Below are 22,006 nucleotides of genomic sequence, written 5' to 3'. Positions count from 1 at the left end.
TCGCGCTCCAGTGCGGAGGAGTACGGTGCCTTAAGGTGCGAGATCGAGGGTCGAGGAGAAGCTGATGGCATGGCATCGCAGCAATGAATGCAGCCAGCGATTGGCCAAGATCCCAGGTGTTGGACCGATCGGCGCCTCCTTCCTGATGATGAAGACGCCCGATCCGCGGCTGTTCAAGTCCGGGCGTGATTTTGCGGCCTGGATGGGGCTTACGCCCAAAGATCATTCGACCGCTGGCAAGACCAGGCTTGGGGGCATCACGCGGGCTGGTGATGAGTTGCTCAGAAGCACACTGATCGTCGGAGCAACTGCGGTCATTGGCCATGTTCGCCGGACGCGAGGCCGGAACGCCTCTCCCTGGCTCCTGGGCTTGCTTTGATCGGAAAAAAGCCCGAAGCTTGTAGCGGTGGCTCTTGCCAACAAGATCGCTCGGATCGCCTGGAAGATGATGGTGAGTGGCGAGCAGTATCATCGAAGCACTACGCGGGCAGTTCAAGCCGCCGCAGCGTGAAAGGAATCAGCCAAACACGATGAGCAAATCCTAGGCGCTATCGTGTTGACCTGATGCCGGATCTTGCAAGAAACGAGTAGATGGTGTGATCGATCGATCCAAGGCCCAAGACAATCCGCAACCGGCAATGGCCTTCTAGGCCGCGGCAGTGTAGGAGCTTGTGCTGCGGAAACCATCTTGGCCAGCGGTCCTCAGTGGCCGCAACAAAAGGCCGGACATATGATCGCAAGCGATCCGATCAAATTATCCTCTCAGCCTCTTGCAAGAGGGAGCCGTCCACATATGCCGGTTACGGCAGGAATTATACGCGACCCGGCTGTGGGCGCAGTCCTCACAGGCCTCGACGTGACCACCGAGCGCTGCGGTCCGGCAGAGCTCGATCGCCGACATGACGCGCCGCTCGACGCGACCGAGATGGCCGTCATGGGCGAGACGGTAGGCAGGACCATGGCGACGGAAGATATCCGCCACCTCCAGTTCGGAGCGCACCACAGATCAGGCCGGCGGCATGACCTCCAGTGTCAGGCGGTCGAACGGACTCTGCGTCTTCGAGATCGTCGTTGTTGCTACCTGGGTGTAGCGCGCCGTTGTCGAGAGATCGCTATGCCCCAGCAGAACCTGGATGATCCGGACATCGACGCCGCTTTCCAGCAGGTGCGTGGCGAAGCTGTGGCGCAGCGTGTGAACGCTGACGCGCTTGACGAGGCCTGCCGCCTTGACCGCGGAGCGGCACGCCGAGTGGAGGACCGCCACGTCAATCGGCTTGTCGCCTCGACCGGGGAACAGCCACGTCTCGGGTCGCGCCAGCCGCCAATATGTCCGCAGGATACGAAGGAGTTGAGGCGACAGCATCACTGTGCGGTCCTTGGCTCCCTTGCCGTGGCGGATCTGGATCAGCATCCTGTCGCTATCGAGATCGGAAACCTTCAGGCTCACCGCTTCCGAGGCACGCAAACCCGCCGCATAGGCCGTTGTCAGCGCCGCCCGCGCCTTGAGCGACGACACGGCTTCCAGAAGCCGCACGACTTCATCGGCGCTCAGGATTACCGGCAGCTTCCGAGGCGTACGAGCATAGGCGATCCGCTCCGGGACATCCGCCCGGTTCATCGTCACACCGAAGAAGAAGCGCAGCGCACAGACCGTCTGGTTCAGCGCGGGCCAGGAGATGCCCTGGGCGACCAGATATACCTGAAATGCGCGAACATCCTCGATATCGAGCCGATCCGGCGATCGGCCATGATATCGGCTGAACCTCGCAACGGCGTAAAGGTAGGACTGCTGCGTCGCAGGCGACAAGTTGCGCAGGCTCATGTCGTCGATCATACGACGGCGCAGCGGGCTTACCGCTGCCGTGGCTTCAGTCATGGGGATGGTCTCCTGGTCAAGGGTTGGTCGAGCAACCAAACCTTCTCACCTGGAGGCCATTCCGCCCAATCTACGCCCCTCTCCCGCGTCAGCGGGTTAGTTCAATCCGCACTCCGGCAGCGTAAGCCCCGCGAACTCGACCGCCGGGGTCTCGCCCTCAAGAAAATTTGCGACAGAACCGCTGGCGCCGTATCGACCTTACGCACCCCACGACTTCGGCAATCGCCATGCGATGTGTCGAGTTCGTGTTTATCTGCCCGATGTGGGGAGCTTCGCTATGAAGCTCTGCCGGGCGCCGGATGCCGATCCAGGTCGCCTCCTGCAGTACCTTCGTCCAGCGGTCCCACCTGCAGTTCCTTCACGACAATCTCGCGGATGGCTGTCTTCAGCAGCTTCCCGGTTGCGGTATGCGGCAGCTCCTCGACGACCAGCACATCGTCCGGAATACTCCATTTGGGAATCTTACCCGTGTACAGTTCGACCATGTCCTGACGTGAGAAATTCATCTCCGGCTTGAGCTGCACGATGAGCACCGGGCGCTCGCCCCAGCGCTCGTCCGGCTTGCCGACGACAGCGGCCTCTTTGATGGCCGGATGGGCCTGGGCAATATTCTCCAGCTCGATCGAGCTAATCCATTCGCCGCCGGATTTAACCACATCCTTGGTGCGGTCGACGATCTGAATAAAACCATCGGCATCCATGGTCACGACGTCGCCGGTGTCGAACCAGCCCTCGGCCGCGTGCGCCGGGCTGATGGGGCTGTTGTAGTAGCCGGCAGCGACCCAGGGGCCGCGCACGAGCATCGAACCGAAGCTCTTGCCGTCCCTCGCGATCGGCTCGCCATCGGCGCCCTTGATGCAGAACTCCATGCCGAAAAGCGGCCGTCCCTGCTTGGCCTGCAGCGCCAGTTTCTGTTCGGCCGGTAGTCCTTCGTGCTTCGTCTTCAACGTCGCGGCGAGGCCGATCGGACTGGTCTCGGTCATCCCCCAGGCGTGCCGGACCATGACACCCTTGTTCTGGAAGCGGCTGATCATGATCGGAGGCGAAGCGGAACCCCCGATCGCGACGCGCTTCAGACTTGTGAACGATTGGGCGTGCGAGTCCATCCAGTCCAGCAGTGCGAGCCAAACGGTCGGCACACCGGCGGTAAATGTCACGCCTTCCTGCTCGAACAACTCATGCAGGCTGGCGCCGTCCAGCCTCGGCCCCGGCATAACAAGCTTGGCGCCCACCATCGGTGCCGCGAAAGGGACACCCCAGGCATTGACGTGGAACATCGGCACGATCGGAGAGGCCGAATCCAGGGCCGAGAGTCCCAGCACATCGGGCAGCGCGCAGGTCATGGCGTGCAATACGCTGGACCGATGGCTGTAGAGCACGCCCTTGGGCTCGCCCGTAGTCCCGGAGGTGTAGCACAGGCCCGACGCAGTATTCTCATCGAGATCCGGCCACTCGTATTCGTCCGATTCTCCCGCGATCAGTGTCTCGTAGCAGACGAGACCGGGAAGGATCTCGGATTTCGGCATATGGGCTTCGTCGGTCATGATGACGACGGCCTTCAGGTCCTTCAGCCTGTCCGCCAGCACTTCGAGGATCGGCAGGAACGACAGGTCCGAGAAGAGGATCCTGTCTCCGGCATGCGCGATGATATAGGAGATCTGCTCTGGGAAGAGGCGCGGGTTGATCGTGTGGCAGACGAGGCCGGATCCGGACACGCCATAATAGAGCTCCATGTGCCGATAGCCGTTCCAGGCCAGTGTTCCGACCCGGTCGCCGTTTTCGAGGCCGAGGCGTCCGAGGGCATTGGCGAGCTTCTGCGCGCGCCTTGAAAGCTCGGCATAGGTATAGCGGTGGATCGGCCCTTCCACCGTGCGCGATACGACCTCCGTGTCGCCGTGATAGGCCGCCGCGTGTCGCAGAATCGACGACACGAGCAGCGGCGAGTGCATCATCTGTCCAAGCATCACATTTCCTCCCAAGGAATTTCTGATCAAAGCAGTTCGGCTTCGATATCCATCAAAGACGCTGCCCCGCTGATGATTGCCGCCTCCAGCCAGAGCGTCTGCGGCAGCACCCGCTCTGCGAAGAACGTCGCGGTCGCCAGCTTGCGGCGATGAAGCGGAGTCTTTCCGGTGGCCGCCTTGGCCGCCATCCGGACCCACACCCAGCCGAAGGCCACGAGTGCGAAAAGGCGCAGATAATCGGCGGCGGCAGCTCCGGCCTCCGCGGGCGCGGCTCGCGCCGCGAGAAGGTGGCGCGTCGTGGTTTCCAGGCGGCCGAGCGCCTGGGCAGTGGCCTTCGTGATGACACCCGCTGCGGGTAAATCCGCAGCTATACGCAGATCCTGCTCGATGAGCGCGAAAAAGCGCGAGGCCAGCGCGCCATCCTCCATCGGCAACTTGCGGCTGACGAGGTCGAGCGCCTGAACGCCGTTGGTGCCCTCGTAGATCTGCGTAATGCGCGCGTCTCGGACGAACTGCTCCATGCCCCATTCGCGGATGTAGCCGTGGCCGCCGAGCACCTGCTGCGAGCCACGGCCGTCTCGAAGCCGAAATCGGTGAACGCTGCCTTCACAACCGGCGTGAGCAGTGCCACGAACCCGTCGGCTTCCCTGCGCGCGGCCTCGTCAGGATGCCGGGCGGCGATGTCCATTTGCATGGCGGTCCAGATCGCCAGCGCCCGGGAGGCATCGGCCAGGCTGCGGCCGGTCAGCAGCATCCTGCGTACGTCGGGGTGTTCGATAATCGCAACGGGACCGCGGGTGCCGTCTGAAGAACGGCCCTGAAGGCGCTCGCGTGCGTAGCCCGTGGCCTTCTGGTTCGCCGCTTCTGCGATGCCGAGTCCCTGGATGCCGACAAAAAGACGCTCGGCGTTCATCATCGTGAACATGGCGTTGAGGCCGCGGCCCGCCTCGCCGACGAGCCAACCGATCGCGCCGTCGTAGTTCATGACGCAGGTCGGCTGCGCGTGAATGCCCATCTTGTGTTCGAGCGACCCGACGGACATGTCGTTGCGCGCTCCGAGCGAACCGTCCTTCCCGATGAGGAACTTCGGAGCCAGGAACAGGCTGATGCCCTTGACCCCCTTCGGCGCGCCCGGCAAGCGCGCGAGGATCAGGTGGATGATATTGCCGCCGAAGTCATGGTCGCCGGAGGAGATGAATATCTTCGTGCCCTTGATCCGATAGGAGCCGTCGCCAACGGGCTCTGCCTTCGTTGTCAAAAGGCCGAGGTCGGTACCGGCCGCGGCTTCGGTGAGCGCCATTGCGCCAGTCCATTCGCCGGAGATCATCTTCGGCAGATAGGTCGCCTTGAGGTCCGAGTTCGCGTGGCGGGAGATCGCCTCCACCGCGCCTCGGGTGAGCCCGGGGAACAGGCCGAAGGACAGGTTCACTGAGGAGATCATCTCATCGACCAGTATCTGTACGACGCGCGGCAGACCCTGGCCGCTATATTCCGGATCGCCCGAAAGACCGGCCCAGCCGGCCTCTACGAATGCCCGATAGGCTTCGGGAAAGCCCTTCGGCGTGGAGACGGCCCCGTTTCCAAGCCGGCAGCCCTCCTCGTCGCCGGACCGGTTCAACGGTTCGAGCACGCCGACGCAGAACTTGCCAGCCTCATCGAGAATCGAGACAGCGAGGTCCGCGTTGACGTCTTCGTGGCCCGGCAGCCTCCGCATCAGGCCGTCGAAGTCGAAGACCTCTCCGAGCAGGAAGGTTATGTCGCTGACAGGCGGTGCATAGGATGTCATTGTTCTGTCTTTCTCTCGTCAGTTGCGCAGCGGCTTGCCGGTCGCAAGCATGTGCTTCACGCGGGCCACTGTCCCCGGCGTCCCGCACAGGGCGATGGACGCGCGCTTTTCCATCGCGGTAATCTCGTCCTCGCCGACCGGCTTCAGCGGATCGGCGCTGACACCGCCCGTCAGGGTGTCGATCAGGGCAATGCCCACGACCCGATCATGCGCTGTGGCGCGACCGGCGATCACCTCGCTATCCAACAGGTTGCGAATGGCGGGCGCTCCCGATAGACCGGCCAACGCGATCTTCGGCCTTTCCGGAGCCGAGTAGCCGGGCACGAGATCCAACGCCTTCCGCTTCGCATCGGCGAGCAGTCGGTCCCGGTTCATGGTGATACCGTCGGTTACCCTCAGCAAACCGAGATTGCGCGCCTCGAAGGCGCTCCCGGAGACCCTGGCCGATGCGATCAGATTGAAGGCGGCGATCGCGGGCGCCACAGGGCCGTGCGGTGCGGCCGTCAGTGCGTACTGCCTGATCAACACTCCTTGCAGCCGCCCCAGCCGGGGACGACGCCGATCTTCGTCTCGACGAGACCGATCGACGCCTCGGCATGCGCCTGGATTGCACTGCAATGGAGCAGGATCTCGCAGCCGCCGCCGAACGCCATCCCCGCGAGTGCGCCGACGACCGGGAACGGGGCATATTTGATCGCCCTGAAGGTAGCGTGACCCCGATCGATGAAGGCATTGCCAGATGGGCCGCGATGCCGGAACCCATAACGCCTGCGCCGATCACGGCGGCTTGGGCAATCACCCTCATCACGCCGCTTCCAGGACCATAGCGATGCCTTGTCCTCCCCCGATGCACTGGGTGGCCAGCCCATAACGTCCGCCATCGCGCTTCAGTACGCTCGACGCCTTGCCCACCAGACGCGCGCCCGTGGCGCCGAGCGGATGACCGAGCGCGATGGCACCGCCATCCCGGTTGAGACTGGCCGGATCGATCCCGAGATCGCGACAGCAGGCGAGGACCTGCGCGGCGAAGGCCTCGTTCATCTCCACAACGTCGAGGTCAGCCACGGAGATGCCGGCTCGCTTCAAGGCCTTTCGGCTCGCCTCGACAGGTCCGATGCCCATGATCTCTGGAGCACAACCCGTAATCGCGTAACCCGCCACACGCGCTAGCGGATCGAGCCCGTGCCGCCTGACGAAGTCAGCGGAGCAGACGAGCGTCGCGGAGGCGCCGTCGGTGAGCGGGGACGAGTTGCCAGCGGTAACGGAGCCGTCGACCTTGAACGCCGTCTTCAATCCGGCAAGCTTCTCCGCATCCGTTTCCCGCGGACAACCATCGGAAGCGATATCGCCGACCGGGGATATCTCGGCAGCCAGCCTGCCGTCCGCCCGCGCCGCCAGCGCTTTTTTTTGGCTTTCGAGCGAATAGGCATCCTGCTCCTCGCGGGAAAGGCAGTAGCGTTCCGCCAGGGTCTCCGCGGTCAGACCCATGTTGAGGAAGACGAGCCGCTGAGCATCCGTCCAACCGGGGTTGGGTTGAGGATTGAAACCCATCATCGGTACGCGGCTCATGGATTCGACACCGCCGGCGATGAAGGCGTCGCCAGCTCCCATGGCGATCGCGCCGGCGGCCATCTGGATGGCCTGCATGGAAGAGCCGCACCAGCGGTTGACCGTGGAGCCGCCGACCGATTGCGGCAGGCCGGCGGTCAGCGCGGCGCAGCGAGCGATGTTGAGCCCCTGCTCACCTTCCGGAAAAGCACAGCCGAGATTGACGTCCTCGATCTCGTCGGCCGGGAATCCCGCTCGGGCTACGAGCGCCGCGATGACGCTGGCAGCGAGATCGTCGGGTCGGACCGGGGCGAGCGCACCCCTGTAGGCCGGAGCGAACGGCGTGCGCAGATAATCGACGATATAGGCTTCGGCCATTCCGGTCTTCCTTGATGTGTTAGTTATCGACCGTCAGATCGGGGGCATTCTCGCGCCGTTGATGGCATAGGCATGGAGGACAGTTGAGCGAAGTAAGCTGCGAGATCATCAACGGCGGTCCATCATCAGACTCGACACTCGGATTTCCCCTTGAAATTCAGATCGCCCGTTAAGAAGCGCCTGATCGAACCTAGAACCGGTAAGTTACTCCGACGCTGGTCAGGACCGGGTCGATGTCCAAACGGGTCCGGACAGGCGCTCCACCCAGTGAACCGGTGGCGTGCGTGGAGAAGGGAACGTATCGAACGTCGGCGTTGAGCATCCATTCTGCGCCAAGCTCATACCGAACACCCACCTGAGCCGCAGGCGCCCAACTGTCGTCAATGCTGAAATTAGCCAAAGCCCTGTCGCGCGCATTCAGAAAGATGATCCGTCCGACCCCCACTCCCAGATAGGGATGAACCTTGCCAAGATTGTTGAAATGGTACTGGGCCGACAAGATGATGGGTCCATAGTTGACTTTGGCCACTGTTCCGAGCGGCTCAAGCGAACCGGCGCCGTCAATTTGCGCGGTCGGTGGTACGCCGAGAAACAAATTTCCGGCAATATTGGGCGTGACGAAATATCCGATATCAGCGGTCACCGTCGTTGCGTCTCCGATCCTCACATTCGAGCCGGGGACATGCCCTCCCGCCAAGGTGATGTCGGGCGCATTCTCACTCACCAAGACCCGGGTTGCATTCACACTTACTGCCCACCGCTTGAAATCTCCCGAGTCCTGGGCCCACGCAGGTTGAGGGGAGGCACTCAAGACGGCGAGAGCGGCGGTGTATTGCGCAAGCCTTGTATAGGTATGTGCTGCATTTTTTCTCATGAAATTATCCTCCCTATGGGCCGCCACTATTCTGGATCGGCATTTTTTGATGGATCTATACGGTTCCAACTGTCGTCCTATTTCTGCGACGAGTTAGCGGGCTGCCTCCATGTCGGTGCTGAGTGCGAGTTTCGTTTCCCCAAGAATGAGCTCGGCAGCTCTTTCCGCAATCATCATCGTCGGGGCGTTGGTGTTTCCGGCGACCAGCGTCGGCATCACCGAGGCGTCGACGACGCGAAGACCTTGCACGCCACGCACCCGGAGAGACGGATCGACGACCGACTGAGGGTCTCGTCCCATCCGGCATGTTCCCACAGGATGATAGATCGTCTCCGCTCGCCGACGGATATCCGCCACGATATCCGCCTTGCTCTGGACCGCTGGCCCAGGGACCAGTTCGGTTTTCGAGAACGCCGCCATTGACGGCGCCGACAGAATTTGCCGGCCGATCTTCACCGCCGCGACCATGGTCTCGATGTCTTCGGGGGCAGAGAGATAGCTTGGATCGATCAGCGGATCGTCGAGCGGGTTGGGGCTTGTGAGCCCGATGCGGCCCCGACTCTTGGGGAGAAGATCGCAGACATGCAATGTATAGCCATACCCGAACGCAATTTCGCGCCCATGGTCCTTCAAAAGCGTGGGGAGAAAATGAAACTGTAGATTCGGCCGACTCCGCGAAGGTGTGCTTTTGACGAAGCCGCCCGCCTCGGCGACGTTGCTCGTTAAGAAGCCCTTTCGGAGGAAGGCGTAAGAAAACGCTCCGGACAGCGCACGCGGGATGAATGACGGTGCGATGCCGATCGGTGTATGGTCGTTCGCCTCATGCATGATTGTGATATCGAGGTGATCCTGAAGATTCTTTCCGACTGCCGGAAGGTCGACGACCACCGGAATACCGAATGCGTTCAGCTCGGCTGCGTCGCCGATACCGGAAAGCAGCAGTAGTTGCGGGGAATTGACGGCGCCGCCCGAAAGAATGACCTCACCCTCCCTGGTTCGCACATCGACGAGTTTGCCCCCCACGGCATAGGTCACGCCGACCGCTTTGCGGTCCTCCAGAATGATCCGGGTAGCCCGCGCGCCCGTGACTATCCGTAGATTGGGCCGGCCCTTGGCTTTGGAAAGAAAGGCGCGCGCGGAACTCCAGCGCCGGCCTCTGTGCTGGGTGACCTGGTACAGGCCGACGCCGTCCTGCGTCTCCCCGTTGAAATCGACGGCACGCGGAAACTGTGCCTGTTGTCCAGCCTCGACGAAGGCATCGCTCAAGGGGTTGCGGGTTCGCAGGTCACTGACGTGAAGCTCACCGTCGCCGCCATGAAACGCGTCGGTTCCAAATCTTTCGTTGGACTCCATTGCTCTGAATAGCGGCAGTACATTATCATAAGACCAGATCGGATCGGCTGCCTCGCCCCACGAATCATAGTCATCCCGGTGCCCGCGAATATAGACCATCGCATTGATCGAACTCGATCCGCCAAGGGTTTTGCCGCGCGGCCAAAACAGCCGTCGACCGCCAAGATTGGCCTGTGGCTGTGTTTCGAATGCCCAATTGAGAGTCTTGCTCTTTGCCAGCAGCGCTATCCCGATGGGCATGTGAATCAGCGGGCTGCGGTCGGACGGGCCCGCCTCAAGCAGACAGACCCGCGTCCTGGGATTGGCCGACAACCGCTCCGCCAACAAGCATCCGGCAGATCCCGCTCCAACAATAATATAGTCAAACATCCTGATCTCCAGACGGCAGCTACCGACGCCGCTCTCTTGTTTCTCGATTCAACCCAAAAAGCGGACGATTAGATTGATCAGATTCTTTACGGCCGGGGTGTACGGCGGGAATAGAAGGCGCAGGACAGAGAATTTGTCTCTCAGAACCGCACGTTCATGGGAGAAGGCTTTGAAGCCGTAGAATCCGTGTGCCGTGCCGATACCGCTGTTGTTCACACCGCCAAACGGCAGGTTGGGATGCAAGAATTGGACGACATTGTTGTTCACGCAGACGCCACCTGAGCTGGTACTCAGTATGATATCCTCGCGAACGGCGGCGTCGTTGCTGAAGACATAGATGGCAAGCGGCTTTGGACCCGCGTTGATCGCATCGACAACGACGCTGATGTCATCATACTCGATGATCGGAAGAACCGGACCGAATATTTCTTCCTGGGAAATCGCCATCTGCGGCGTCGTCCCGCCGAGTATGGTCGGCGAGAAATAGTTCTGGCCTGGATCTCGGTCTCCGCCTTCCAGGACGGTCGCGCCGCGCGATGTGGCGTCATCGGCCAAGGCAGTCAGGCGCTCGAAATGCCGCCGGTTCACGATTCGGCAATAGTCCGGCCCGGTTTTCTGCTGGCCGTCCGTTTGCCCGTAGACCCGCCTGATCTCGAGCCGCAGCGCATCAATCAGCGCCGGGGCCTGGTCTCGAGCGACATAGACATGATCCGGAGCGATGCAGGTCTGGCCGTTATTGGCGAACTTGCCCCAGACGATCTTGCGAGCGGCTTGCTCGATATTCGCGGTCGAATCGACGATGGTCGGGGACTTGCCCCCGAGTTCAAGCGTCACGGATGTTAAATGTTTCGCCGCGGCCGCCATCACGATCTTGCCGACCTGGGGACTGCCCGTGAAGAAGATATGGTCGAAGGGCAGATCCAGCAAGGCCTGCGAAACCTGGACGTCGCCCTCGCAGACGGCGACCAGATCCCGGGGGAAGGTTTGCTCGACGATGTCCCTGATCAGGGCGGACGTCGCCGGCGTCAGTTCGGAAGGCTTGATGATGGCGGTGTTTCCGGCCGCAAGCGCGGACACCAGCGGCCCGAAACTGAGATTCACCGGATAGTTCCACGGGGAAATTATCAGGCAGACGCCCTTGGCCTGATAGCGGACCTCGGCCGCGATTCCGAACATCCCCAAAGAGCCGTGAACCCGGTGCGGTCTCAGCCAGGATCGGAGGTGGCGCCGGGCATGCGATATTTCCTGATAGACCGGGAACAGTTCGGTCAGACGCACCTCGGATTCTGGCTTCCTGAAATCCGTGTAGAGAGCTCGGATAATCTCGTCTTCCCGGGTCTTCATCGTTGCCTTTAGTCGCGACAACATAACCAGTCGCGCTTTTAGCGTGAATTTCGTCCTGTTCTCTACGGCCGATCGGCGGTGCGATGAGAACAGGGAATCGATCTCGCCGTCGGGATGAATCGGTGCCGCGGTGGTCGCGGTGACTGCATGAACGTTCACTCGGCCCTCCTCAAGGAATCCGCAAGGTTGCAAAGCGGGAAGACAAGCGTCCGCTCGAATGGGTCACCGATAAAGGTCATAATCTTCCTTGGTCGCGCCGCAGTCCGGGCAGTACCAATCGGCGGGCACATCTGCCCAACGGGTGCCAGGTGCCACGCCCGTATCGGGATCACCGAGGGCCTCATCGTAGATATGGCCGCAGGTCACGCAGTGCCATTTCGCGAACGGCACGGTTTCGACGGCACCTGACGGTTCCGCCTCCTGGTCGCCCTTGGTCATCGTTCGGCTCCGGAACCAGATTGAGGCCCCGCCTCTTCTCCGACCTCGCCCGAGTCCAGAGGGATGAAATCGGCTTTGTCGCGCACTGCGCAATCGGGACAGGCCCAATCCTCGGGGATTCCCGCCCAAGACGTATTGGGCGGGAATCCCTCGTGGGCCTCACCCCTAAGTTCATCGTAGATGTAGCTGCAATCGGGACACTGATACCGCGCCATGGCGCCTTGTTCCTTTTGTCGATTTGAGTTTTTAAAAACCTTCGGGACAGGCCGCTGACGAGGATGCGATCGCGCGGCACGCCCTTTTCAGGACGCCATCGCGGCCCGCGACTGCCGGCCGAGGAGACTCGGAACGAGCTCCTCGGCTAGTCGCCAAGGCAGGCGACTATTCGGCGACTGCCCGCGTCGGCCGGTTTGAAGCAGCACCAAACTTGCGCTCGATCTTCTTCCTGCGCGCGCCGTCGATCTGAATTTTGCCGAGATCGCCGCCAGCCCAAACCACGACACGGCGGTCCATGACAGATCGGAACATGGGCGGAATCAGCGCCATGAAGAACATGCCGGGGTAGCCGCTCGGCAGCTCCGGCAGGCCGTCAAAGTCCCGGAGCGACTGGTAGCTGCGAGTCGGGTGGCGTGGTGATCGGAGTGCCTTTGGAGATGGAACAGGATCAGATTGGAGGCGATGTGATTGCTGTTCCAGGAATGCCGGGGCTGGGCGCGTTCATAACGTCCGTCCGCCATTTTTTCGCGCAACAACCCATAGTGCTCGATGTAGTTAGCGCTGGTCAGCTGCCACCATCCAAAGGCGATCTGGATAGGCAAGAACACCAGCAGCTTGGGGTCGGGTCCGAACGCCAGCAACAGGGACGTGTAAAGGACGATTGTAATCAGCAGCGGCGGGATGATTTCGTTGTCCAGGCTCCAGATTCCCTTGTTCAAGCGCTCCAGCCGCACCTTTTCCAGATTCCAGGCGCGCTTGAAGGCGCCCGGAATTTCGCGCAGCGAAAATTTATAGATGCTTTCACCCATCCTGGACGTAGCGGGATCTTCGGGGGTCGCAACGTCGCGATGGTGGCCTTTATTGTGCTCGATGAAGAAGTGGCCGTAGCGACCACGGCCAGAACGATCTTGGCCATCCAGCGGTCAAAGGCTTCCTTCTTGTGTCCCAATTCATGGCCGGTGTTCAGAGCCAGGCCGTTGACGATGCCCAGAGACAGCGCAAGCGCGACAACTTCCCACCAGGCCATCGGCTTGGTCACCACCCACCATGCCGAGACGATGAGTGAGGCATAATGCACTGGGACGGTAAGATAGGTTAGAACTCGATAATACCGATCCGCCTCGAGACGGGCCACGGCCGCCTCCGGGGGGTTATTCGGATCATTTCCAAACAAGACGTCCAGCGCCGGGATGACGGCATACCAGACGACCAGCGTAAAGGCGTAAAACACACTCCACCCAGTCACGCTGACAAGGTAGAGGCCAATCAGCGGCGCCGCTGGCCAGACGACCGACAACATCCATAGATAGCGCTTCCTGTCGACATAGCGATCAGGCGCGGTATAGGGAGACGGATCTCGTGCGATGGTGCTCATCAGGTACTCTCCTCATCTCAATGAAGACACACTTCACTGGACTTATTAAATCGGCTCTCATTGCCCGTTCCCACCAAATTGGATTCATCAAGGTCACGGAACAACCCCACTAAAGTGTGGTTTTAGTCGGGTGCCTCTAAAATCCTGCAGCCTTTAACCGCGTGAGGCGATTCACTGCCACCGGCGAGAGCGGGAGGCAGCGATGGTACAGCACGGTTTCTTCGATGTGGATGAGCGGCTTGCGGCATTGTCGGCGGCGGGCGACCCGCTGGACCGACTGAGTGCGGTGGTAGACTTCGAGCTGTTCCGGCCGGTGCTGGATGCGGCCCTTGCGCGGTCGGATCGCAGCACGAACGGTGCCTCGCCCTGTGACGCCCAACCCGTCAAAACCTCTGTGCAGAGGTACTAGCGGACTACCTGTTCTCGGGGCGCCGTGCAGCCGGTGCGCTACAGTAACGCACCGGCTGAAACAGTGAACGGAGACGCCGGTTTAGTGCTGCGATTGCGGGGTGCGCACGACCAAGCCTTCGAGATCGCCGGACACGGTGATCTGACACGCCAACCGCGACGCGGCGGTGACACCCTCGACCATCTCCAACATCGAGCGCTCGGCCTCGCCGATTTCTGGCAGTTTTCCCGCCAGCGGACCCTCGATGTAGCAGTGGCAGGTCGCGCAGGCGCAGGCGCCACCGCAGTCGCCGTCGATGCCGGGCACTAAGTTGTCGACCGCCGACCGCATCAGCGACTGGCCGTTTTCGGCATCAACGCTGCGCTCGGTTCCGTTGAATTCGATGAAAGTGATCTTGGTCACGTTGTAACCCTTTTAGTGTTGATCCGCATCATGCGGAAATTCGAAAAAATTGGGGATGCGGCACTCGGCCGCGTATGAAATCATACCGCCAGCGCCTTTGCTTCGATGCTGTCGTCACCCAACTGCTGCGGCGACGGCGCCTTGCGGTCCCAGATCCAGCGCTTGGCCAGGGTGAACTCGGCCGGCCGGTTGACGGCGTCGACAGCCAGTAGCCGCCCGTCCTTTAGGTAGAACGCCGCAAACGAGCGCATCGCCATGTTGCCCCGGATCACGACCTGGTCGTAGCCCTGACTCAGACCGGCGGTCTGCAGCTTGAGTTCGTACTGATCGGACCAGAACCACGGCACCTGGTCGTACGCCAGCGGTTTACCGCAGATGTCAGCCGCCGCCGTTTTGGCCTGCTCCAGAGCGTTGTGCACGGATTCAAGACGCAAGCGCCGACCGTACAGGCGGCTCGGATGGTTGCTGCAGTCGCCGACCGCATAGACCCCCGATGCCGACGCCCGGCAGAACGCGTCGACGACGATGCCGTTGTCGCAGTCGATCCCGGCCGCCTGCGCCAGCTCGACGTTTGGCAGCAGGCCGACACCGGCGGCGACCAGATCGGCCTCGATCCGGTCACCCGCCGTCGACACCACCACCGCCTTGCCGTCCCGGTCCTCGATCGCGCTGACCGCGACACCGGTGCGCAGATCCACACCAGCACCGCGATGAACGTTTTCGAAGAAGCCAGCGACCTCCGGGCTGGCGACGCGCGCCAGCACCATCGGCGCCATTTCCAGGACGACCGGCCGCAGCCCGTGCTTGATCGCGACTGCCGCCACCTCCAGACCGATGTAACCGGCGCCGACGATGACGATGCACGCGCCCGGAACGAAGCGGGGACGCATCGCGTCGACATCGGCGATCGTGCGCAGATAGTGCACGGCCGGGTGATCCGCGCCCGGACACGGCAACGGCCGCGGCCGGCCGCCGGTAGCCAGGATCATATGATCGTACGTCAGTTGCCCTCCGTCCGACAGCGTCAGGCTACGGCGCCCCGCGTCGAGGCCGGTCACCTCGATGCCCAGACGCACATCGACTCCCGCGCCCTCGTAGAAGGCGGACGGCCGCATCAGCAGGCGCTCGCGCGGCAACTCGCCGGCGAGGTAGGCCTTGGACAGCGGCGGCCGCTGGTACGGCAGGCTCTGTTCGGCCGTGACGAGGGTGATGTCCCCGTCAAAGCCACCCTGCCGCAGGCTGGCCACCGCCTGCCCACCGGCGTGCCCGCCGCCGACGATCACGACGTTCGCGCTCATTGCGTCGATCGCTCAGGCATTGATCCGGACCGGCAGCGCCTCGAAGCCCTTGACGAAGGTCGAGAAAACCCGGCGCGGCTCGCCCACGACCTCGATCTGCCCGGGCTTCGGCCATCGCTTGAGCGTTTCCTCCCACAGCACGCGCAACTGCATCTCCGCGAGGCGATTGCCGACACAGCGATGGATGCCGAAGCCGAACGACAGGTGATGACGCGGATTGGCACGGTCGATGATGAACCGGTCGGCGTTCTCGATCTCGTCGCCGTCACGGTTGCCCGAGACGTACCACATCACGACCTTATCGCCCTTCTTGATCTGCTTGCCGCCGAGTTCGAAGTCTTCCAGCGCCGTGCGGCGCATGTGCGCCAGCGGCGTCTGCCAGCGGATGATTTCCGATACCATCGACGGAATCAGTGTCGGGTCCGCGCACAACTTGCGGTATCCTCCGGATTCTCATTGAGCGCGAGCAGGCCACCGCTCATCGAGTTGCGGGTGGTGTCGTTGCCGCCGACGATCAGCAGCACCATGTTGCCCATGAACTCTTCCGGGCTCATGTTGCGGGTGTTTTCCGAGTGCGCCAGCATCGACAGCAGATCGGGCTGCGGATCAGAGTTCGCACGCTCGTTGAACAGCTTGGTCATATAGGCCCCGCACTCTTGGATCTCCTTGATGCGCTGCTCTTCGGTCTCGACCCCGCAGGTGCCGAGTTCGCAAGTCGTGACGTCTGACCAGTGCGTCAGCTTGGTGCGATCCTCGAACGGGAATCCGAACAGCGTCGCCAGCATCTGCGCGGTCAGGTTGATCGAGACGCGCTCGACCCAGTTGAAGGTCTCACCGACCGGCAGCGCATCGAGTGCATTCTGGGTGCGCTGACGGATCAGGCCTTCGAGCTTGGCGAGGTTTTCCGGCGCGACGATCGGGGTCACCGTCTTGCGCTGCACGTCATGCTTGGGCGGATCCATCGCGATGAACATCGGCAGCGACGCCGCCGCATTGTTGTCCATGATCGTGATGCCGCCGGAGCGGGACGCGGACGAGAACACCTTGTGGTTGGTTTCCACGCTCATGATGTCCTTGAACCTGGTGACCGACCAGTACGGCCCGTACTGGCTGTCATTGCAGTAGTGAACCGGATCTTCCTTGCGCAAGCGCTCGAAGTAGGGCCACATCATGTTGTCGCGGAACAGCGCCGGATCGGCGACGTTGATCCTGTCCAGCGGAATCGAATATGCATCGGCGCGATCGGCGGTCGCAGCAGCCTGAGTCATCTCATGGTCTCCTTCTGAGTCATCTCTAGTCTCCTAGTCTTCTTTTTGGGCGCAGCGGCGGGCTTCGATACCAGCAAGGTGCTGGCGCCGGTTCGGTGGACGGATTTCATGCGATGGTGCTCATCCGGCGTTCTCCTCATCCCATTGGAAGACACATTCACTGTGTTCTAAAATCAGTTCTAATTGACAGTCCTCAGCGAATGGGGTTCGGCAAGGCACGGAACAACCCCACTAAAGTGTGGTTTTCAACCCCTCCCCTTCAGGCCCCCTTATGCTTGGAGCAGGCTCGCAGGCGCGGCGGGTGCTTTGACATCGCGCGCGAGGCGCTCGGTTTGGGCGAGAGGGCTTCTGTGAGCCGATCGGACGCGCATGTGGTGATCTTTGGCGCGGGCCACGCCGGGGGAAACGGTCACCGCCCTGCTTCGTCAATATTGGTTTGAGGGAGCCGTAACGCTGGTCGGCGAGGAACTCATCGCGCCTTATCATCGCCCGCCGCTGTCCAAAGCGTGGCTCCGGAACGTCCCGGCGCCGCATCGCCCCCCTTGAAGCCGGTGGAATTCTGCGCCGGACACGGCATTGGCCTCCGACCTGGTGTTCGCGCGGAAAAGCTGACGCGTCAAACCAAGGCAGTTCAACTCTCGACGGGCGAAGTCCCGAGCTGGGCAACCCGCCTTCGCCCTGAAGGAGATCGCGGAGATCGCAGCCTAACTAACAGCCGGAGATTGAAAGTTGATGACACGGACACTGCCTTGAACGCATACGAACGGCGAGTGAGGGCCTGCGGTCGGCCAACCCAATCGGCCCAAAGCCCACACTAAAGAGTGGTTCTGGATTGCACACGGGCGGCCTGCTGCTATAGTTCCGCCCCGATGACGCATGTAAAAACAGACACAGCATCTGCGAAAGTGAGAGGCATTCGAGCGGATGAGCCTGCGTCGACTCATCCGCTCGGATTTGAGATGCGGCCTCGGGAGACCGACTCTAGCCCGCGACAAAGGGCACAGCCTCCCACAGGCTCTATCAATGAGCGAGTGGCGTCGTTGGCCTCCGGATGCCTTTCGCGCCCTCGCCTCTTCGCTGCCGAAAAGCCGACGCGCTGCTATCTCCTTCGCGCGCCTCAAGGTTACGGAAAGACTGTCGCGATGGCACAGCATTGGGCCGATCGTCGGCAAGCCTGTGCTGCGGCGGCATGGGTTTCCATCAAAGAATGCCGGGGCGATCTGCAACTCCTCGCGGACCGTATCTGCGCGCAGCTCGCCGCTACCCAAGAGGCCGGCGGCCACGACACGCCGCCCCCGCTGCGGCCGAGAGAATGTCCTCGCAGCCTCTATGACCTCGCCACTTGGCTATGGGAGACCAAGGATCGACTAGGATCGAAGGTTCTCATCTGTTTCGATGATCTCGAATTTGATCTGCATTCGATAGACGAGATCGAGGCCTTCATGCTGGCGACGCCAGCCGAAGTGGAATTCATCGCGGCAAGCTCGGCAGACATCGGCTTTGCGCGCATGAAAGCGCGACGAGAAACCCACGAGCTAAGACATGACGCGCTTGCCTTCAATTTCGACGAAGCAAAAGCAGTCGGGCTCACCGAGGAAAGGCGAGCAGCCTCAGAAGTTGAAACTTATTCGCTTTGGAAGCGCACCCAAGGTTGGCCAGAGATATTCTGCCTTTTGATGCAAGCAGCATCGGAGAACCACTCAACCAATCGCCTTATAGTCAACGGCATCACAGGCGTAGATATTGACTTGGATAAATATTTCCGGAGCACAATACTACACTCACTTCCTAATGATATTCGAGAATTTTGTCTCTGCTCCTCCATTCTTGGATCGGTATCAGCAGAATATTTCAACCATGCGTTCCAACGAAACGATGCGGCTTATTTTATTGACAAACTTTCCACCGAGCAGATGCTTCTCCAGCCTCTGGACCGATCGCAGACAGGTTATGAGTTCCACCCTTTGCTTCGCGAATTTCTAGAGCACAGATTCTCGGTGGAAAACCCCGCTTGAAGCCGAACCTGCTCGCCCGCGCCGCCCAATGGCAAAGACAAAACAACAACATTCGCGACAGCATCAATCTCTCCTTACGCGCAGGTGAGAACGAATCGGCCGCTGATGTCGCGTCTGAAAATATGATGGATATTGCGCTGCGGGAAGGCGAGATAGATCAAATCCAGTTTTGGCAAGGCAGTTTTTCCGCTGCTGTTATTTCGGGTTCTCCAACAATCGCCCTTGGCCTGGCCTGGGCCCAGATTTTTAGTCACGACCACCGGCGGGCGAGTGGGCTGTTGGCTGATTTGCGGGCCACGGAACTTAGCGGTCTTGATCAACAAGTACGCCGACAAATAGAGTGCTGGTGCGACCTCATCGAAGCCATCGGAGAAGCAACCGGCGACAATCTGTCGGAAAGTCGGCGTCAGTGCGAAGCCTGGATGAAAGTCTATAACGAGGCGGACCTCGTCAGCAAAGGTGCTGTGCTCACCTGTCTTTGCTTCCTTGCGGCCAGCGAGCACCGGTTTGGTGATTTAAGGACACTGTCCTTGGAGACGTCATCGGTAAACAACATCGCGGATCACCACTACGCACTGGGATGGCTTTACGGCGCCATGATTCTCGCCGAGCTTTCAAGAGGAGATATGCGCGCAGGTGCTGCCTTACTCAAAAAAGCGCGCGGTGACGAAAATGCTCAAATCAACACGACCCCTTTCTCAGTAAACCTTCTGAACACGCTGGAACTAGAAATTCAGTACGAGGCGAACCAACTTGACGGCATAGAAGCACACGTCGACGAGATTCTTGATTTTGTACGGCGGCATGGCATTGTCGATTTTACATTCTCGGCCTATCGCACCGCTGCAGCAATTGCCCGCTGCAAGGGCAATCCAAAACGTGCTGCCGAGCTTCTTAACGAGATGCGCGTGATAGCGGGAGAATCTGGTTTCGTCCGGCTTGAGGTCCTGGCGCGACTGACGCTCGCGGATATGTTCGTTGCAGAGAGCGCGGAGCAGGCGCTCTCCACCTTGCCGAACCACAATCACCCAATTTTTCTCTCGACACATGGACCGTATCTCCGCGCACGGCAATCGCTTACGGAAGCGCGCATTGCGGCGCGACAGGGGAAGTTTCACATTTCCAACCGCTTTGCAAACGTCGCTCTAGACCATGCACGCCGATTTGAACTTGGCCGGCTGGAGGTTGCGGCGTTACTCTGCACCGCCGTTGCTTGTGCCGGGACAGGAAGATCGGCCGTGTCTGAACAGCGCGTAGCCGACGCGATCGCCATTGCTTCGCGACTTGGATGTTATCGCACATTCCTCGATGAACGGTGGCATCTGGAAGCGCTTGGACCCATCTCGACGCCACTGTTAAATCTGATTCCGAGCGAGGAGGAATTGGGGCGTCGAGAACCCGCGCCCGGCGACTATCGCGTCCGCTCGCCGAGAAGCATAACTTCGGTTGTGCTCACGAGAAAGGAACTGGCGATGCTTCAAAGGATAAGAGAAGGTCTCTCTAATCGTGATATCGCGTCCAAGCATCGCATAAGTGAAGACACCGTCAAATGGCACATTCGCAATCTATTTGCCAAACTGGCAGTCAAGAACAGAGTCCAAGCGCTGCTGGAATCGGAGAGGCTCGGAATTCTACAGTAAAACTACCCGCGACCATGAGCGCTACACGATTTCAGAGGTCGTTCCTTCGCCAGGTCACCCTCCGGTTCCGCTTCGCTCCACCTGCAGCCAACACTGGCGAGGGAGACAACGATGCGCTAATACTTAAGCGGGACCGCCCGGTAGAGGCGATCGAAATGCGGGCTGTCGGGTCGGGCGCAGAAATGAGATCACCTATGAATGAACCAAGCCGAGCGATCTTCAGAACAACCGATGGCCTCGACCTCGCCGCAGATATGTATGGTCGGCCAACGCGCGGCTCAGTACTCATGGCGCACGGCGGCGGCCAGACACGGCATGCCTGGGCCAAGACGGCGGCGGCGCTTGCGGATCGGGGCTGGGAAGTGGTCACGCTCGATCTTCGCGGCCACGGCGAGAGTGGCTGGTCACCGACGGGCGACTACGGGATTCAGCGGTTCTCGGAAGATCTCGCGGAGGTCGCGCGCGCGATGGGTGGCCGTCCGGCGTTGATCGGCGCGTCGCTCGGCGGTCTCGCCGGACTGTACGCGGAGGCCGAGATCGCGCCCGGGGGTTTCAGCTCGATCACCCTGGTCGACATCGTTCCGAACATGGACCCAGACGGCGCCGCCAAGGTCATGGAGTTCATGAACGCCCATGTCGCCCAGGGATTTGGCAACCTTGAAGAGGCCGCAGACGTCATTGCGGCCTATCTACCTCACCGACCGCGGCCAGCGGATCATTCTGGACTGGCCAAGAACCTGCAGCAGGGCGATGACGGGCGGTTCCGCTGGCATTGGGATCCCGGCGTTGTCTCTGGCATGCAAAGCTGTCGATCCTTGCGGGATGCCGACGCGTTCCAAGCCCGATTGACCGGCTTGACGCTTCCGGTGCATCTCATCAGGGGTCGGCTGAGCGAGTTGGTTTCTCGGGAGGCGGCGGAAACCTTCGTCGCGCAGCTTCCGAACGGAAAGTTCACCGATGTCGCCGGCGCGTCGCACATGGTGGCTGGTGATCGCAACGACGCCTTTCTCAGCGCCGCGGTCGGATTTCTTGAGCGGCTGGACCGGCAGACGCGAGCCTATGACGGCTGAAGCCTTACCGAACGTCTTCGCCCTGACTCCTCTCGACCCGAAATTCAGAGCCGATCCCCATGATGCGCTCAACGACCTGCGAACATGTTGCATCGTGAATTGCGATGAGGTTCGTCCTCCTCGTGTGAGGATCGGCTCGGCCCACCCGAGCAACCCTCGGATCACCAGTGTAGGGCGAACCACCTCTAACCCGTCTTATGCACCGGGGGCACGGTTTTGGGTTGGCGATCGTAGCGTAACTATCTGATTTGGTTTAGAGAAGGGTTGCTGAGACCAATCCTCAAGCCGGACAGAAAGTGCCACGACCGCCATGGCAGACAATAGCGTACTCTCTTTCGCATTCCCAGCGGTTCATGGCCGCAAAGTCACGGCCGCCTTCGATG

Annotated in this window: 19 protein-coding genes and 4 pseudogenes; 5 read left to right on the top strand and 18 right to left on the bottom strand. The window is 61.0% G+C overall.

Annotated features, from left to right (window positions below; all coding sequences use genetic code 11):
- A pseudogene (locus BF95_RS20755) lies at positions 1-511 on the top strand (transposase); the annotation flags it as partial.
- Between the two features lie 252 nt (positions 512-763).
- Here the strand turns inward: BF95_RS20755 and BF95_RS26675 are convergent.
- From BF95_RS26675 to BF95_RS28425, 14 genes and pseudogenes are all read right to left on the bottom strand, one after another.
- A pseudogene (locus BF95_RS26675) lies at positions 764-1,000 on the bottom strand (transposase zinc-binding domain-containing protein); the annotation flags it as partial.
- Between the two features lie 6 nt (positions 1,001-1,006).
- Complete coding sequence (locus BF95_RS20750) at positions 1,007-1,876, bottom strand: tyrosine-type recombinase/integrase (RefSeq protein ID WP_043154051.1); 870 nt, start codon at positions 1,874-1,876, stop codon at positions 1,007-1,009.
- 275 nt (positions 1,877-2,151) lie between these two features.
- Positions 2,152-3,840 (bottom strand): long-chain-fatty-acid--CoA ligase, encoded by a 1,689-nt coding sequence (locus tag BF95_RS20745; protein ID WP_081764247.1) that lies wholly within the window; start codon positions 3,838-3,840, stop codon positions 2,152-2,154.
- Between the two features lie 26 nt (positions 3,841-3,866).
- Positions 3,867-5,626: pseudogene (locus BF95_RS20740) on the bottom strand (acyl-CoA dehydrogenase C-terminal domain-containing protein).
- A gap of 18 nt (positions 5,627-5,644) precedes the next feature.
- Positions 5,645-6,151 (bottom strand): hypothetical protein, encoded by a 507-nt coding sequence (locus tag BF95_RS28440; RefSeq protein ID WP_235209910.1) that lies wholly within the window; start codon positions 6,149-6,151, stop codon positions 5,645-5,647.
- On the bottom strand, positions 6,148-6,495 hold the full coding sequence (locus tag BF95_RS30430) for an enoyl-CoA hydratase/isomerase family protein (protein WP_200867024.1): 348 nt from the start codon (positions 6,493-6,495) through the stop codon (positions 6,148-6,150). The genes BF95_RS28440 and BF95_RS30430 overlap by 4 nt, the downstream gene beginning before the upstream one ends.
- Entirely contained in the window at positions 6,431-7,552 is a 1,122-nt protein-coding gene (locus BF95_RS20730) for a thiolase family protein (RefSeq protein WP_025549960.1), read from the bottom strand. Before BF95_RS20730 ends, BF95_RS30430 begins: the two co-directional genes overlap by 65 nt.
- 190 nt (positions 7,553-7,742) lie before the next feature.
- Positions 7,743-8,426: an OmpW/AlkL family protein gene (locus tag BF95_RS20725; RefSeq protein WP_043154047.1), complete on the bottom strand. Its 684-nt coding sequence runs from the start codon at positions 8,424-8,426 to the stop codon at positions 7,743-7,745.
- Positions 8,427-8,519: 93 nt separating this feature from the next.
- Positions 8,520-10,148 (bottom strand): GMC family oxidoreductase, encoded by a 1,629-nt coding sequence (locus tag BF95_RS20720; protein ID WP_043154045.1) that lies wholly within the window; start codon positions 10,146-10,148, stop codon positions 8,520-8,522.
- A 48-nt stretch (positions 10,149-10,196) separates the two neighbouring features.
- A complete protein-coding gene (locus BF95_RS20715) occupies positions 10,197-11,651 on the bottom strand; it encodes an aldehyde dehydrogenase family protein (RefSeq protein ID WP_043154043.1) in 1,455 nt (484 codons plus the stop codon).
- 63 nt (positions 11,652-11,714) lie between these two features.
- Entirely contained in the window at positions 11,715-11,930 is a 216-nt protein-coding gene (locus tag BF95_RS20710) for a rubredoxin (protein WP_025549963.1), read from the bottom strand.
- On the bottom strand, positions 11,927-12,145 hold the full coding sequence (locus BF95_RS26665; RefSeq protein WP_081764246.1) for a rubredoxin: 219 nt from the start codon (positions 12,143-12,145) through the stop codon (positions 11,927-11,929). Before BF95_RS26665 ends, BF95_RS20710 begins: the two co-directional genes overlap by 4 nt.
- A gap of 166 nt (positions 12,146-12,311) precedes the next feature.
- A complete protein-coding gene (locus BF95_RS28430; RefSeq protein ID WP_200867023.1) occupies positions 12,312-12,485 on the bottom strand; it encodes a hypothetical protein in 174 nt (57 codons plus the stop codon).
- Positions 12,467-13,018, bottom strand: coding sequence for a fatty acid desaturase (locus BF95_RS28425; protein WP_235209911.1), 552 nt, complete (start codon positions 13,016-13,018; stop codon positions 12,467-12,469). The genes BF95_RS28430 and BF95_RS28425 overlap by 19 nt, the downstream gene beginning before the upstream one ends.
- 705 nt (positions 13,019-13,723) lie before the next feature.
- Here BF95_RS28425 and BF95_RS29725 point away from each other — a divergent pair.
- Positions 13,724-13,894: pseudogene (locus tag BF95_RS29725) on the top strand (IS5/IS1182 family transposase); the annotation flags it as partial.
- Positions 13,895-14,011: 117 nt separating this feature from the next.
- Here the strand turns inward: BF95_RS29725 and BF95_RS20695 are convergent.
- The 4 genes from BF95_RS20695 to BF95_RS20685 form a co-directional block, all read right to left on the bottom strand.
- Positions 14,012-14,332, bottom strand: coding sequence for a 2Fe-2S iron-sulfur cluster-binding protein (locus BF95_RS20695; protein ID WP_025549965.1), 321 nt, complete (start codon positions 14,330-14,332; stop codon positions 14,012-14,014).
- Between the two features lie 80 nt (positions 14,333-14,412).
- Complete coding sequence (locus tag BF95_RS20690; RefSeq protein ID WP_043154041.1) at positions 14,413-15,630, bottom strand: NAD(P)/FAD-dependent oxidoreductase; 1,218 nt, start codon at positions 15,628-15,630, stop codon at positions 14,413-14,415.
- A gap of 12 nt (positions 15,631-15,642) precedes the next feature.
- Positions 15,643-16,032: a cytochrome P450 gene (locus BF95_RS29720; RefSeq protein ID WP_235209908.1), complete on the bottom strand. Its 390-nt coding sequence runs from the start codon at positions 16,030-16,032 to the stop codon at positions 15,643-15,645.
- Between the two features lie 8 nt (positions 16,033-16,040).
- On the bottom strand, positions 16,041-16,898 hold the full coding sequence (locus BF95_RS20685) for a hypothetical protein (RefSeq protein ID WP_235209907.1): 858 nt from the start codon (positions 16,896-16,898) through the stop codon (positions 16,041-16,043).
- A gap of 1,142 nt (positions 16,899-18,040) precedes the next feature.
- On the opposite strand from BF95_RS20685, the gene BF95_RS20680 reads away from it, so the two are divergent.
- From BF95_RS20680 to BF95_RS20670, 3 genes are all read left to right on the top strand, one after another.
- Positions 18,041-18,913 carry a hypothetical protein gene (locus BF95_RS20680; protein WP_043154039.1) on the top strand — a complete coding sequence of 291 codons (873 nt, stop codon included), beginning with the start codon at positions 18,041-18,043 and terminating at the stop codon, positions 18,911-18,913.
- On the top strand, positions 18,910-20,553 hold the full coding sequence (locus BF95_RS20675; protein WP_043154037.1) for a LuxR C-terminal-related transcriptional regulator: 1,644 nt from the start codon (positions 18,910-18,912) through the stop codon (positions 20,551-20,553). Before BF95_RS20680 ends, BF95_RS20675 begins: the two co-directional genes overlap by 4 nt.
- 194 nt (positions 20,554-20,747) lie before the next feature.
- On the top strand, positions 20,748-21,623 hold the full coding sequence (locus tag BF95_RS20670) for an alpha/beta fold hydrolase (RefSeq protein ID WP_025549969.1): 876 nt from the start codon (positions 20,748-20,750) through the stop codon (positions 21,621-21,623).
- Positions 21,624-22,006: the final 383 nt, after the last annotated feature.

This window comes from Sphingobium sp. Ant17, from assembly GCF_000588875.1.
Classification (GTDB): Bacteria; Pseudomonadota; Alphaproteobacteria; order Sphingomonadales; family Sphingomonadaceae; genus Sphingobium.
This window is presented reverse-complemented; position numbering and strand designations above follow the sequence as displayed.